Source organism: Paracoccus niistensis, from assembly GCF_042432925.1.
Classification (GTDB): domain Bacteria; phylum Pseudomonadota; class Alphaproteobacteria; order Rhodobacterales; family Rhodobacteraceae; genus Paracoccus; species Paracoccus niistensis.
On the sequence record NZ_JBHLWE010000047.1, the window covers coordinates 107,041 to 120,016 of the forward strand.

At 67.0% G+C, this 12,976-nt stretch carries 12 protein-coding genes and 2 pseudogenes; 13 read left to right on the forward strand and 1 reads right to left on the reverse strand.

Going from position 1 to position 12,976, the window contains the following annotated elements:
• Positions 1–62: 62 nt before the first annotated feature.
• From ACFFII_RS15665 to ACFFII_RS15685, 6 genes and pseudogenes are all read left to right on the forward strand, one after another.
• Positions 63–1,016 (forward strand): PQQ-binding-like beta-propeller repeat protein, encoded by a 954-nt coding sequence (locus ACFFII_RS15665; RefSeq protein ID WP_377699802.1) that lies wholly within the window; start codon positions 63–65, stop codon positions 1,014–1,016.
• The gene (locus ACFFII_RS15670) at positions 934–1,611 is read left to right on the forward strand and encodes a PQQ-binding-like beta-propeller repeat protein (protein WP_446686941.1); all 678 of its coding nucleotides are present in this window, start codon (positions 934–936) and stop codon (positions 1,609–1,611) included. Before ACFFII_RS15665 ends, ACFFII_RS15670 begins: the two co-directional genes overlap by 83 nt.
• 43 nt (positions 1,612–1,654) lie before the next feature.
• A pseudogene (locus ACFFII_RS17805) lies at positions 1,655–1,810 on the forward strand (hypothetical protein); the annotation flags it as partial.
• 110 nt (positions 1,811–1,920) lie between these two features.
• Positions 1,921–2,319, forward strand: coding sequence for an outer membrane protein assembly factor BamB family protein (locus ACFFII_RS15675; RefSeq protein WP_446686942.1), 399 nt, complete (start codon positions 1,921–1,923; stop codon positions 2,317–2,319).
• Between the two features lie 142 nt (positions 2,320–2,461).
• Positions 2,462–2,794: a four-helix bundle copper-binding protein gene (locus tag ACFFII_RS15680; RefSeq protein WP_377699804.1), complete on the forward strand. Its 333-nt coding sequence runs from the start codon at positions 2,462–2,464 to the stop codon at positions 2,792–2,794.
• 287 nt (positions 2,795–3,081) lie between these two features.
• Positions 3,082–4,197: a flavodoxin family protein gene (locus tag ACFFII_RS15685; RefSeq protein ID WP_377699805.1), complete on the forward strand. Its 1,116-nt coding sequence runs from the start codon at positions 3,082–3,084 to the stop codon at positions 4,195–4,197.
• Between the two features lie 104 nt (positions 4,198–4,301).
• Here the strand turns inward: ACFFII_RS15685 and ACFFII_RS15690 are convergent, their stop codons facing one another.
• The gene (locus ACFFII_RS15690) at positions 4,302–6,170 is read right to left on the reverse strand and encodes a YbhB/YbcL family Raf kinase inhibitor-like protein (RefSeq protein ID WP_377699806.1); all 1,869 of its coding nucleotides are present in this window, start codon (positions 6,168–6,170) and stop codon (positions 4,302–4,304) included.
• 146 nt (positions 6,171–6,316) lie between these two features.
• On the opposite strand from ACFFII_RS15690, the pseudogene ACFFII_RS15695 reads away from it, so the two are divergent.
• The 7 genes and pseudogenes from ACFFII_RS15695 to ACFFII_RS15725 form a co-directional block, all read left to right on the forward strand.
• Positions 6,317–7,227: pseudogene (locus tag ACFFII_RS15695) on the forward strand (transposase); the annotation flags it as partial.
• Between the two features lie 167 nt (positions 7,228–7,394).
• Positions 7,395–8,315, forward strand: coding sequence for a hypothetical protein (locus tag ACFFII_RS15700; protein ID WP_377699807.1), 921 nt, complete (start codon positions 7,395–7,397; stop codon positions 8,313–8,315).
• 395 nt (positions 8,316–8,710) lie between these two features.
• A complete protein-coding gene (locus tag ACFFII_RS15705) occupies positions 8,711–9,565 on the forward strand; it encodes a transketolase (RefSeq protein ID WP_377699808.1) in 855 nt (284 codons plus the stop codon).
• The gene (locus ACFFII_RS15710; RefSeq protein ID WP_377699809.1) at positions 9,562–10,593 is read left to right on the forward strand and encodes a transketolase family protein; all 1,032 of its coding nucleotides are present in this window, start codon (positions 9,562–9,564) and stop codon (positions 10,591–10,593) included. Before ACFFII_RS15705 ends, ACFFII_RS15710 begins: the two co-directional genes overlap by 4 nt.
• 42 nt (positions 10,594–10,635) lie before the next feature.
• Entirely contained in the window at positions 10,636–11,388 is a 753-nt protein-coding gene (locus tag ACFFII_RS15715) for an SDR family NAD(P)-dependent oxidoreductase (RefSeq protein WP_377699810.1), read from the forward strand.
• 57 nt (positions 11,389–11,445) lie between these two features.
• Positions 11,446–12,414 carry a TRAP transporter substrate-binding protein gene (locus ACFFII_RS15720; RefSeq protein WP_377699811.1) on the forward strand — a complete coding sequence of 323 codons (969 nt, stop codon included), beginning with the start codon at positions 11,446–11,448 and terminating at the stop codon, positions 12,412–12,414.
• Positions 12,411–12,971, forward strand: a complete 561-nt coding sequence (locus ACFFII_RS15725; protein WP_377699812.1) for a TRAP transporter small permease — start codon at positions 12,411–12,413, stop codon at positions 12,969–12,971. The genes ACFFII_RS15720 and ACFFII_RS15725 overlap by 4 nt, the downstream gene beginning before the upstream one ends.
• The last annotated feature ends 5 nt before the right edge of the window (positions 12,972–12,976 follow it).

Here is a 12,976-nt window from a genome sequence, read left to right on the forward strand (position 1 = left end):
CCGGCGTATGCCAAGTGGAACGCCCATCTCGGCGGAATCCCTGCTCCCGGAGCCGGTCGGGAATGGATACCTGTCCCGACGAGGAGATGATGGCGCACGTCCGGCCTGACGATCGATCCCCCATCCATTCCGCCGAACGCCCCGGTGCACGCCATCAGCTGCCCCGGGCCCATTCCGTCGCACGTTGGGCCACGATCATTCTCGGCGTGGTCTTCCTGCTGGTCGGCGCGATGCTGGTCGCAGGCGGCGTCTGGCTGATGACGCTGGGCGGGTCATGGTATTATCTGATCGCGGCGCTGGGCCTCCTTCCGGTTGGCGTGCTGCTGACGATGCAGCGCATGGCCGCACTCTGGCTTTATCTGCTGATCTATCCTGGAACCTGGATCTGGGCAGTCTGGGAGGTCGGCTGGGAGGTCTGGCCGCTCGTGCCCCGCGTGGTCGCCCCGACCGTGCTGCTGGTTTTCGTCCTTATCACGATCCCCGTGCTGCGGCGAACCGGTCGCCAACGCGGGTCCGGCACGATGCTTGGTGCCAGCGGGGCGGTAGTGACCGCGCTTGCACTCGTTGCAGTAGGAACGCAGCAGGTCATCCAGCCCGACCGCGCGATCGCGCAGGAGGAGGCGCCTCTCATCGCGCAGGCCCCGGCCGAGGAATCCGACGTCGGACCGACTGGCCAGCCCGCGCCGCCCGCACCGCAGGCACCGGCAGCCGTGCCGCCTGCCGCACCTGCCGCGGCCGCGGCCGCGGCGACGATGCCCATGCTGGAGACGGGCACCGACTGGCCGGCCTATGGCGGCACGATCCACGAGACGCGCTATTCCCCCCTTGACCAGATCAACCGCGACAACGTGGCCTCGCTTGAACGGGCGTGGGAGTACCGCACTGGGCGACACGGTGCCGGGCTGGGTCGCCGTCACCTCGCCGCCCACCATCGTGCGCGGTGTTGCGGTGATGGGGCATCAGGTCAGCGACGGTCAGGCCCGCAACGCGCCTTCGGGTGTGATCCGCGGCTATGACGCGGTCACGGGCGAGTTGTTGTGGGCTTGGGATCTCGGCAATCCCGGGCTGACCGGACTGCCGCCCGTGGGCGCGACCTACACCCGCGGCACCCCCAACATGTGGACCATCGCGGCGGGCGACGAGGAACTGGGCCTCGTCTACCTGCCCATTGGCAACCCTGCCGTTGACTGTTGGGGCGGCGACCGATCCGAGGAGGAGAACGAGTATTCGACGGCGCTGATGGCCATCGACGTGACCACGGGGCGCCCGGCCTGGCACTTCCAGACCGTGCATTACGACGTCTGGGACTATGACCTGGGCAGCCAACCCGCGCTGGTGGACTTCCCGGCCGAGGGCGGCACCGTTCCAGCCGTCATCCTGTCCAGCAAGCAGGGCGACATCTTCGTGCTGGACCGCCGCTCGGGTGAGCCTCTGCACGAGGTCGCCGAGGAGCCGGTGCCGCAGGGCGGGGTCGAGCCCGGGCGCCTGTCGCCCACCCAGCCGCTGTCGCGCTGGCACAGCCTGCTGATGCCCGACCTGACCGAGCGGCAGATGTGGGGCATGTCGCCCATCGACCAGATGTGGTGCCGCATCCAGTTCCGCCGCGCCTAGTACGAGGGGCCCTATACGCCCCCCCAGCGCCGACCGGCCGTATATCCAGTTCCCAGGCTACAACGGCGGGCAGGACTGGGGCAGCCTGGGCCTTGATCCCGTGCGCGGGGTGCTGATCGCCAACTACAACAACACCGCGAACTACAACCGTCTGGTCCCCCGGGAGGTGGTCGAGGCGGAAGGCGTCACGGCCATCAACGAGCCGCAACTCGGCGACCGGGAGCCGCGCGACGACATCGACCCGCAGGCCGGCACCCCCTGGGGCATCCAGCTCAATGCAGGCTGGCGCGCGCCGCTGACGGGGATCCTCTGCATCCAGCCCCCTATGGCGGCATCCGCGCCATCGACCTGGCCACCGGCGAGACGCTGTGGGACCGGGCACTCGGCTCGGCGCGCCGCAACGGGCCCTTCGGCATTCCGTCCATGCTGCCCTTCACCATCGGCACGCCCAACAACGGCGGCCCGGTGGTCACGGCCGGGGGCCTGATCTTCATTGCCGCCACGACCGACAACCTCATCCGCGCCATCGACATCGAGACGGGCGAAACGCTGTGGGAGGACGTGCTGCCCGCCGGCGGGCAGTCCACTCCTATGGTCTACGAGCAGGGCGGCCGGCAATACCTGGTGATGATCGCGGGTGGCCATCACTTCATGGAAACGCCCATCGGCGACCATGTCATCGCCTGGACCCTGCCGCAGCGCGAGTGACGCGGCATGCCCCGACCCGGTCGGGCGTGTCTTCAGGGAACGGCCGTCCGCTCTGCCTGTTGTCCTTTCGCGGCCATCGCCCGCCCAAGGCAGCGACGGCGGATTGCACGCGCGGGACAGGCCGCAAATGAAAGGATGGACCATGCACGCCATGACACCCGAGATGCAGAGCTGCATCGACGAATGCCTCGCCTGCTACCGGACCTGCCTGGGCGAGGCGATGAACCACTGCCTCGAGGCTGGCGGAGAGCATACCGAGCCTGCCCACTTCCGCACCATGATCGCCTGCGCGGAGATGTGTCGCACCAGCGCGCATCTGATGCTGACGGGCTCGGACCTGCACAGGCACAGCTGTGCGGCCTGTGCCGAGATCTGCGAGGCCTGCGCTGAAAGCTGCGAGGGCATGGAGGGCATGGAGTCCTGCGCCGCGCAGTGCCGCCGCTGTGCCGAAAGCTGCCGCCACATGGCCGCCTGAGACCCGCTTTCCGCCCTGCGCCTGGGCGGTCCGTCTGGCGCCATTCCGGCGGAACGGGGACCTGCGCAAGCGATGGCTGACCCGATCGAGGGATAATAATCAAGCTTGCCTTCCGGTGTCGCAAATCGGCATCTGCGGTGCCCCACTGCATGGTGTGGCGGGAAGGCGTCGGGCAGATCGGGATGCTCATGGCGCAGGAATCGTGGGCGCGCGACCTGTGATCGGGGTCGCTGACGGAGCCGTCCGACGATCCCGGCGTTGGGAGAAGCCCAAGGACAGGAGCCATCATGCGCATCAGGGATCTCGCTCGCCAGGTGATCGGCAACCACATCACGCCCGAGCCGCGGACCGGGTCCGACAGCCCGCGCCTTGACGAGGCCGAGTTCAAACGCCGCTTCCGCAGCCAGTTCCAGGACCCCGCCTTCGATGCGCTCGGCACCGAACTCGACCGCATCACCGAGGCCACCTGGGACGGCTATGCCCACCAGCGCAAGAGCCCCCGCACCCGCAAGGCCGGTCCGGGCTATGCCGACCCAGACTATGACCTGGCGGTGGACTGGATCGGGGCACGCGAGGCGATCGAGGCCGCGCAGGCCCGCCACGACGATTCCAGCGGTCCCCTGCGCGTGCTGCTGATCAACGGCTCCAGCCGGTCCGAGCATACCTGCCCGGGCGAGCTGTCGAAATCCTGGCGGCTTGCCCAGCTTGCCCGCGAGGTGCTGGAGGAGGCCGCGATCTCGGTCAGCTTCCTCGACCTGTCGCGGCTCGCCTCGGAATACGGGCGCCACATCCATCCCTGCAAGGCCTGCTTCTCGACGGCGGCCGCGCTCTGCCACTGGCCCTGTTCGTGTTATCCGAACTATTCGCTGGGCCAGACGCAGGACATGATGAACGAGATCTATCCCATGTGGGTCGAGGCCCATGGGGTGATGATCGTGTCGCCGGTGAACTGGTACAGCCCGACCTCGGGGCTGAAGCTGATGATGGACCGGCTGGTCTGCGCCGACGGCGGCAACCCCGACCCGACGCTGACCCACGGCAAGGACGCCAAGGCGGCCAAGCGCGAGGAACTGAAGGGCTGGTCCTATCCGCGCCACCTCAAGGGACGGCTGTTCTCGGTCGCCGTTCACGGTGATGCGGAAGGCGCCGAGAACGTGCGCCGATCCCTGAGCGACTGGATGCGGTCGATCCAGATGGACAGCGCGGGCTTCGAGGCCGAGCTGGACCGTTACATCGGCTATTTCCAGCCCTATGCCACCAGCCACGAGGAACTGGACCGCGACGAGGCCGTGCAGGACGAGGTCCGCAACGCCGCCCGGACCTTGTGCCAGGCCTTGCGCGCCCGGCGGGCCGGCCGCCTGCAGCCGACCGGCGAGGGGCTGGAGGAGCCGCGCGAGAAGTGACTAGCCGGCTTCGCCGTCCGAGAGGTCAGTCGCGCGCCATCATCTGAAGGGAAGGGGACGACTTTCCCGGGCCCGCCCCGCCTTTGCCGGGCGGACCCGCGTGCTCATTGTGCCGGAGCCTGCCGCGCATAGGTGCCGACCACCTCGCCTGCGGCCAGCACATGGCCCTGCATCGCCTCCAGCAGCTCGGTCCTGCCCGCGCCTGCCGGCAGGTCGAGCCGGGTGTCGAGCGCGAAGACCTGGAAGTGATAGGGATGCGGCGGGTCCCCCACAGGGGGTCGCATCCCGAACCAGCCGGTCGAGCCCTGGTCGTTGGCGCCCTGCCGCGCCCCTTCGGGCAGGGGCAGCGCCGGACTGCCGGGGACGCCCTCGCGCAGGTCGGTGACGTCGGCGGGGATGTTCCAGATCAGCCAGTGGACGAAGGGCGGTTCCTTGGCGACGTCCGGGTCCTCGACAATGACGGCATAGCTCTGCGTGCCCTCGGGGCCATCGGCCCAGTCGAGCGGGGGCGAGATGTTCTCGTGCTCGGCCGCATGGGCGTCGGGGATCGGCTGGCCCTCGGCGAAGGTGGGCGAGGTCACGTCGATGGGTCCGCCCTGCGCGTCAAGAAGGGTCATGGCCAGCGCCGCCTCGCCGGGGGCGGGGGCCGTGGCCGTGTCTTCCCCTCCGGCGCCGACCTGCGCGCCCTCGGCATTGGTCGGCTGCAGGCCGGCTTCGTCGGCCGCCGCGGCCTCGCCCTCATGGGCGATGCGGTAGATGACGCCGTTCTTGTCGTCCGACAGGTAGAGCGCGCCGTCCGGTCCCTGCGCCAGCCCCGCGAGCCGACCGAGGTGGCCCCAGCCCGAGGGGCTTTCCGCGTCCTCCATCAGGAAGCCGGTGATGAAGGGCTCGAAGCCGACTGGCTTGCCGTCCTCGAAATCGATCCGCACCACCTCGTAGCCCGAAGGCGGGCGCCGGTTCCACGACCCCCGCATCGCGACATAGGCGTCGCCGCGATAATCCTCGGGGAAGGCGTTGCCGGTGTAGAAGGCCATCTGCATCGGCGCGGAATGGGGAACATACATCCCCACGGGGGCCGTGCTCTCGGCGGCCCATTCCTCCATGGTGATGCCGGCGGGCGGGTCGTCCTGCGGGTTGAAGCGGCCGTCGCCATAGACATAGGGCCAGCCGTATTTGTTGCCCTTGACGATGTGGTTCAGTTCCTCGTGCTGCTCGTTGTCGCCCAGCCAGTCGATGCCGTGGTCCATGCCCCACAACTCGCCCGTCACGGGCTCGAAGCCGAAGCCGATGGTGTTGCGCAACCCGCTGGCGAAGATCGACGAGCTGCTGCCGTCCGGCGCGATCTGCATCACCGTCGCGTTCCGGGGATCGGATTCGTTGCAGGCGTTGCAGGTCGATCCGACCGAGACATACAGCATCCCGTCCGGCCCCACGGCCAGCGTGCGGTTCGGGTGCTGGCCGGCGGTGGGCAGGTCGTCCACGATCGGCTCGCCCAGGGGTTCAAGCGTGCCGTCCTCGCGCCGCGTCGTGCGGTAGACGTCGGTCACGGTGATGATGTAGACCGTGTCCCCGTCCAGCGCGACGCCATGCAGGTCGGGGCGGCTAGCCACCGTCTGCTGCCGGTCTGCACGGCCGTCGCCGTCGGTGTCGCGCAGCATCAAGAGGTCGCCTACCTCGCGGCGCGAGACGTAAAGCGTGCCGTCATCCGCGACGGCGATCATGCGCGGGTTGACGAGGTTCTCGGCGAAGACCGAGCTTTCGAAGCCTTCGGGCAGGGACAGGCGGTCCAGCCGTTCGGGCGTGGGCGCAAGCTGCGCGGGTTCGAGGATGCTGCCGACCACCGTGACATCGGCCGCCTTCGGATCCTTTAGCTGCTCCAACACCGGCGGCGGCTCGGCCGCCTGGCCCAGGGCTGCGCCCCCGGCGGCAAGGGCAAGGGCGGCGGCCGAGGTGGCCAAGCGGATCTTCGGCATCGGGAACCTCGCGGAAGGGAAGGGAAGGGAATGGGATGCAGGCCTGGGGGCGGGACGCCGACGATAGCGCGTTTCGGCAACCCGCCCCGGACCTTCCCGGTTCCGCGAGGGCCGGAACGGACGCCGCAGGAATCATGCGTGTCTGACGTCAGCTGGCCTGGATCGGGGTGCCGCCGACCAGCTATTCCCGGTGGCATGATTGATACGCCGAACATGGCCCGGAGGAGTTGGAAGACCGCCCATCCCGGCCGTCCAGGGACTGGAGCCGCCTCCCCGATGCGGTGCGGGACCGGATTGTGGAACTGGCGCTGGAAAAGCCCGATCTGTCGCCGCGGGAGTTGGCCGTTCGCTTCACGGACACGGAAAGGTATTTCGTGTCAGAAGCTTCTGTGTATCGGCTGCTGAAGTCCTATGACCTGATCACCAGCCCGGACCATGTGGCGGGCAAGGCCGGGAACGAGTTCTGGGACAAGACCGCTCGGCCAGACCAGCTGTGGCAGACCGACTTCACCTATCTCAAGGTGACTGGATGGGGCTGGTTCTACCTGTCCACTGTGCCGGATGGCTTCTCGCACCGCATCGTGGGCTGGAAGCTTTGCACCAGCATGGGGTCGGACGATGTCAGCGCAACGCTGGATAATGCCGTGGCGGCATCCGGGTGTGACCGGGTCACCGTGCTGCACAAGCCCCGGCTGCTCAGCGACAACGGCCCTGTCATATCGCCAGCGACTTGGCCGAATACCTCGACCAACACGGCATGGATCATGTCCGCGGCGCCCCAAATCACCCCCAGACGCAGGGCAAGATCGAACGCCGGCACCAGACCCTCAAGAACCGCATCCTTCTGGAAAACCATTGCCTGCAGGGCGAACTCGAGGCGGCCATCGCCGCCTTTGTCGAGCATTGCCACAACAACCGCTATCACGAGAGCCTCGGCAATCTCACGCCAGCTGACGTCTACTTCGGGCGCGGCCCGGCCGTGCTGGCAGAACGAGAGAAGATCAAGAAACTGACCATCCAGAGCCGGCGCTTGATCCATCAGCGCCAAGCAGCATAATCTCAACCCACAGAGCCAGAGCCCTCCAGACCATACACGAAGGCCAACGGCGAGGCCTTTATCGCGCTCCGCATGTCGTTCCAGCGTCCGACCGGCCGCAACGCCGTCACCGGCATCATGACCCGAAACACCTGCACCAAGGCGGCCCACCTGGCCTGCTCAAGGAGATGCTGCCCGAAGGCAAGCTTACGCCCGTGGGCGAGCAGGAGGCGAGCATGGCACGGGTCGTCTCGCACATCTTCCGCGACGAGATCCTGGCCGACCGCTTTGAGTGGCATGTGGCGAACTTCGACAGGGATGCGAAGAAGCCTCAGATCCTGCGCCGCACCAAGGCCTTCGACGACGCGTTCCGGGCCTTCCGGGATACAAATCCGACGTTGACGGTTCCCGATGCCCTTCTTGCCTGGATCCGGACACAGCTCACACCCGCCACGAAGGAGGCCAGGAAGGGGACTCCAGAGCCATTCCCGGGCTCAAACTTCGGCTCGAAGGCCTTTACCGCCCTCTGGATCAGGAGCCCGATCCAGGCAAGCGGCGAGACGAACAAGGTCATCGGGTTTCCGATCCTGTCGCCGCGCTACCGTGCCGCCTATCGCAAGCTCGGGTTCCAGGGCCCGATCACCGATCCGGATCTCCTTGACGCCATCACTCGGCGGGTGACCAACGCCACGCTGCAGCCGGTGAGCACCTTCATGAACGCCGTGCAGGATCGGCTGGCCTTCGCGAGGCGTGCGGGTGGGCGGGGCTCACGGTCGGGTAGCACGTATTTCAACGGTGCCGCCTACAATCCCCGGATCCTGATCACGCTCGTGACCATCTTCAGGGTTCACTACAACTTCTTCGAGGTCCGGCAGTATGTGTCGCCGATCAACAGGCACGAGGAAACCGCCCATGTGCAGGATGGGACCACGAGCCTCGCGGTGCTAGGTTCCGACCAGCGCATCGAGATCCCCAAGCAGCGGCGCCGGGCGCCCCTGAAGCGGTCGCCGGCCATGCGGGCCGGCATCCATCAGGTGAAGGCCGACAGCGAGAGCCCGAAGCTGCCGAACCTGGCCAGGGTGCTCTACCAGCCCTTGGCTCGTCCATAGTACGCCCCTGTGGAGCAAGCTCCAACGGAAGTAGGATCTTCCTGAATCCACCAGAGGAGGTGGAGTTGTAGGGTGCGGGACAATGGCAGCTTTGCGAACGAAGCAGCTCGTCAACTCGCTGCCGCATCGAGTTCGGCGCCGGCCAGCTTAAGAAGGCCGAGACCCTGCAGATCTGGTCCAATGCGAGATCCAGCGCGACCTTCGGGATGGGCGCATACCGGAGGATGACCCAGTACAACAATACGATGTCGAAGCTGCTGGTTGGGCCCAACCCTCCAGGGCACCCGACAGAAATGAAGCTAACCTTAACAAGTAATGAATTTTTCTTAAAATACCGAACCGTCCTGCCGTGCTACCTCATTCCCAAGACGCGACAACGTCTTGGGGAGGACATGATGAACTCGGAAAGCCGCTCCGCGGCGCTGTCCAACGTTTCGTTGGAGATGCGCGCGTGGAACATCCGCCGCAAGGCCCTGCTGATGGGCGAGGTTCAGGGGCAGGGCTATATCGGGCAGGCGCTCGGCGTGGCCGACGTGCTTGCGGCGTCCTATTTCCATGCGCTGGAATACCGCCCGGAAGATCCCGAATGGGAAGGCCGCGACCGCTTCCTGCTGTCGATCGGCCATTATGCCATCGCGCTTTACGCCGTTCTGATGGAAGCGGGCATCCTGCCCGAGAACGAGCTTGAGACCTACGGCATGGACGATAGCCGGATGCCCATGTCGGGCATGGCCTCCTATACGCCGGGCATGGAGATCACCGGCGGCTCGCTGGGGCATGGCCTGGGGATCGCCGTCGGCATGGCGATGGGCCTCAAGCGCAAGAACAACCCGGCCTTTGTCTTCAACCTGATGTCGGACGGGGAACTCGGCGAGGGTTCGACCTGGGAGGCGGTGATGTCCGGGGTCCAGCACCGGCTGGACAACCTGATCTGCCTTGTCGATTTCAACGACCAGCAGGCGGACGGCAAGTCCACCGCGGCGCTGGCGCAGGGTGACGAGCTGGCGAAATGGCGGGCCTTCGGCTGGCACGCGCAGCGGGTGGACGGCAACGACCTGCGCGCCGTGGTCGCGGCCTTTGACGAGGCGCGCGGCACCGACCATCCGGGCCCCCGCGTCATCATCTTCGACACCCGGATGTGCAAGGGCGTCGATTTCCTAGAAACCCGCGAGATCACGCATTTCGTGCGGGTGGAGTCCGACGAATGGGCCAAGGCGCTGGCGAAGCTCGAGGAAGGAAAGCCGCAATGACCCTTGCCTCCATGGCCCGCAAGTACGAGCCCCGCCGTATCCCCGAGCAGAAGGTGGCGACCACGGCGATGATCGCCTCGCTTGCCGCCGAGGGCTATGACACGGTCAATGCGCCCTTCGGCCACGCCCTGGTGGAGGCCGCGAGAAAGGACGACCGCATCGTGGGCCTGTCCGCCGATCTCGCGAAATACACCGACCTGCACATCTTCGCCCAGGCGATGCCGGATCGCTTCTACCAGATGGGCATGGCCGAGCAGCTGCTGATGTCGGCGGCGGCCGGTCTGGCGCGCGAGGGCTTCAACCCCTTCGCCACGACCTACGCCGTCTTCGCCTCGCGCCGGGCCTATGACTTCATCGCCATGGCGATCGCCGAGGAGAACCTGCCGGTCAAGATCTGCTGCGCCCTGCCGGGGCTGACCACCGGCTATGGCCCCAGCCACCAGGCGACCGAGGATCTCGCGATCTTCCGCGGCCTCCCCAACATGACGATCATCGATCCCTGCGACGCCGACGACATCATCGGCATGGTGCCCCAGATCGCCGCTCATGACGGGCCGGTCTATTCCCGCCTGCCGCGCGGCAAGGTTCCGAGCGTCCTGACGCGCCACAAGCCCGATTACAAGTTCGAGCTGGGCAAGGCGCAGGTGATACGCGAGGGCAGGGATGTGCTGATCATCTCGACCGGCTTCATGTCCATGCGCGCGCTGGACGCGGCCGAACGGCTCGCCGCCGACAACGTGGATGCGGCCGTGCTGCATGTGCCGACGATCAAGCCCTTCGACGCCGCGACGATCCTGGCCGAAGCAGGCCGAGGCGGGCGGCTGGTCGTCACCGCCGAGAACCACACGATTGTCGGCGGCCTTGGCGAGGCGGTCGCAAGCACGCTGCTGACGAATGGCATTGCGCCCACGTTCCGCATGATCGGGCTGCCCGGCCAGTTCCTCGAGGCCGGCGCGCTGCCGACGCTGCATGAGATGTACGGTCTGACTGTCGACAAGGTCTCCGAGCGGATCAAGGGCTGGCTCTGACCGCCACCCAACTCTGACATTCCAACCGAAAGGAAAGAGGCCATGGGGCTTCTAAAGGACAAGTATGCCATCGTGACGGGCGCGGCCTCGGCGCGCGGTCTGGGCAAGGCGACCGCCGCGATGTTCGCGGAACATGGCGCGACGGTGGCCATCCTGGACCTGGACGCGGGCGCGGCCGAAGCGGCGGCGGCCGGCTTGGGCGGGGGGCATGTGGGCCTGGCCTGCAACGTGACCGACAAGGCGGGCTGCGAGGCCGCGGTCAGGGCGCTGCTGGACCGCTGGGGCCGGATCGACGTGCTCGTGAACAACGCCGGCATCACCCAGCCGCTGAAGATCATGGACATCACCCCCCAGAACTATGACGCGGTGCTGGACGTGAACCTGCGCGGCACGCTTTACATGAGCCAGGCGGTGATCCCGGCCATGCGCGCGCAGAAGTCGGGCAGCATCGTCAACCTCAGTTCGGTTTCGGCGCAGCGCGGCGGCGGCATCTTCGGGGGGCCGCACTACTCGGCCGCCAAGGCGGGCGTGCTGGGCCTGACCAAGGCCATGGCACGCGAGCTGGCCCCCGACAATGTCCGCGTGAACGCGATCTGCCCCGGCTTCATCGCAACCGACATCACCGCGGGCAAGCTGACGCCCGAGATGAACGAACAGATCCTCGCCGGCATCCCCATGGGCCGCGCGGGCGCCGCATCGGATGTCGCGGGCTGCGCCCTGTTCCTGGCCTCCGAGCTGTCGGCCTACTGCACCGGCACGGAAGTGGACGTCAACGGAGGCTCGCTGATCCACTGAACCTCTGTCCCGCCGCGAGGAGGCGGCGGGCCAACTCAAACCCTGGGAGGAAACCTCATGAAACGCATCACTCTTGCTGCGCTGCTTTGCAGTGCCGCGCTGTCCGGCATGGCTCACGCCGAGACTGTCATTCTCGCCCACGCGCAGCCGCCGGGCAATCCGCGGTCGCTGGCCGCCGACTTCTTCGCCGAGAAGGTGGCGGCTTGCAGCAACGGCAGCCTCACCGTCAGCGTGGCCGGGGCGGCGACGATGGGCGATGATGTCGAGGCGCTGACCTCGACCTCGGCCAACGTGATCCAGATGACCGCGAACAGCCAGGGCGCCACCGCCCAGATCGTGCCGGAGTTGAACGTGATCGGCCTGCCCTTCCTGTTCGCGGATGCGCCGACCGCCTGGTCGGTGATCGACGGCGACATCAGGGGGATGATCGACGAACGCGCGCAGGCGGCCGGGCTGAAGCTGCTGGGCTTCTGGGACAACGGCATCCGCCACGTCACCCATCTGTCCAAGTCGATCACCACGCCCGCCGATCTTGAGGGCGTCAAGATCCGCACGCCGCCGGATGACATGACCATCTCGATCTTCAACACGCTGAAGGCCAATCCCGCGCCGCTGACCTTTGCCGAGCTGCCGACCGCGCTGCAGTCCGGTGTCTTCGAGGCGCAGGAGAACCCGCTGACGAACATCTATTCGTCCAAGCTGCACGAGATCACGAAGTACATCTCGCTGACCGGCCACAAGTACGAGACCTCGCCGCTTCTGGCCAGCATGGCCTGGTGGGCCTCGCTCTCGCCCGAGGATCAGGCCTGCGTCCAGCAGTCCGCCGACGAGGCGACGGCCTTCCAGCGCGACACGGCGCAGAAGGCGGAAACCGAGGTCCGTGCCAAGCTGGAAGCCGAAGGCGCGACCATCACCGAACTTGCCGACCGGCAGGCCTTCATCGATGCGACCGCGCCCGTCTACGAGGAATGGCGCGAACGCTTCCCCGAGCTGGTCGACAGGATCGTGGCGGAGGCGCGGAAATGACCAGCCCCGCACCCGTCATGAGCAAGGAGGACGGGCGCCCGGCGCCCTCCATCCTGCGGAACATCGTCTCCACGCTGGAGATGTCCGGCCGGCTGATCTGCGTCGTGACTCTGGTCGTGCTGTTCATCGGGCTGATGGCGAACGTGATCCTGCGCTATGCGTCCGGCCGCGGCCTCGACTGGGCCTATGACATCCACGCCATCCTCCTGCCTTGGATGATCGCCGGGGGCGTGGTGATCGCCACGGTGCAAAGCCGCAACATCGCGATCACCATCCTGCCCGACCTGCTGTCGCCCGCGGGCAAGCGGATCGTCTTTCTTGTCGCGTCCGTCCTGACGCTGGTCATCTCGCTTTTCGTGGTCTGGTCGTCATTCCCGATCATCAAGGCGGCGCAATACCAGCGCATCAGCGCCTTGGGCGGCATCAGCCAGCTTTGGGGCTATGCGAGCCTGATCTACGGCTTCGGCGGGATCGCCGTGATCTGCCTTTGCGACGCGGTCGCTGCGTTGATGGGGCGCACGTTGCGTGACGTTGAAGTGGCCTCGAGCCTGAGCTGAGGGAG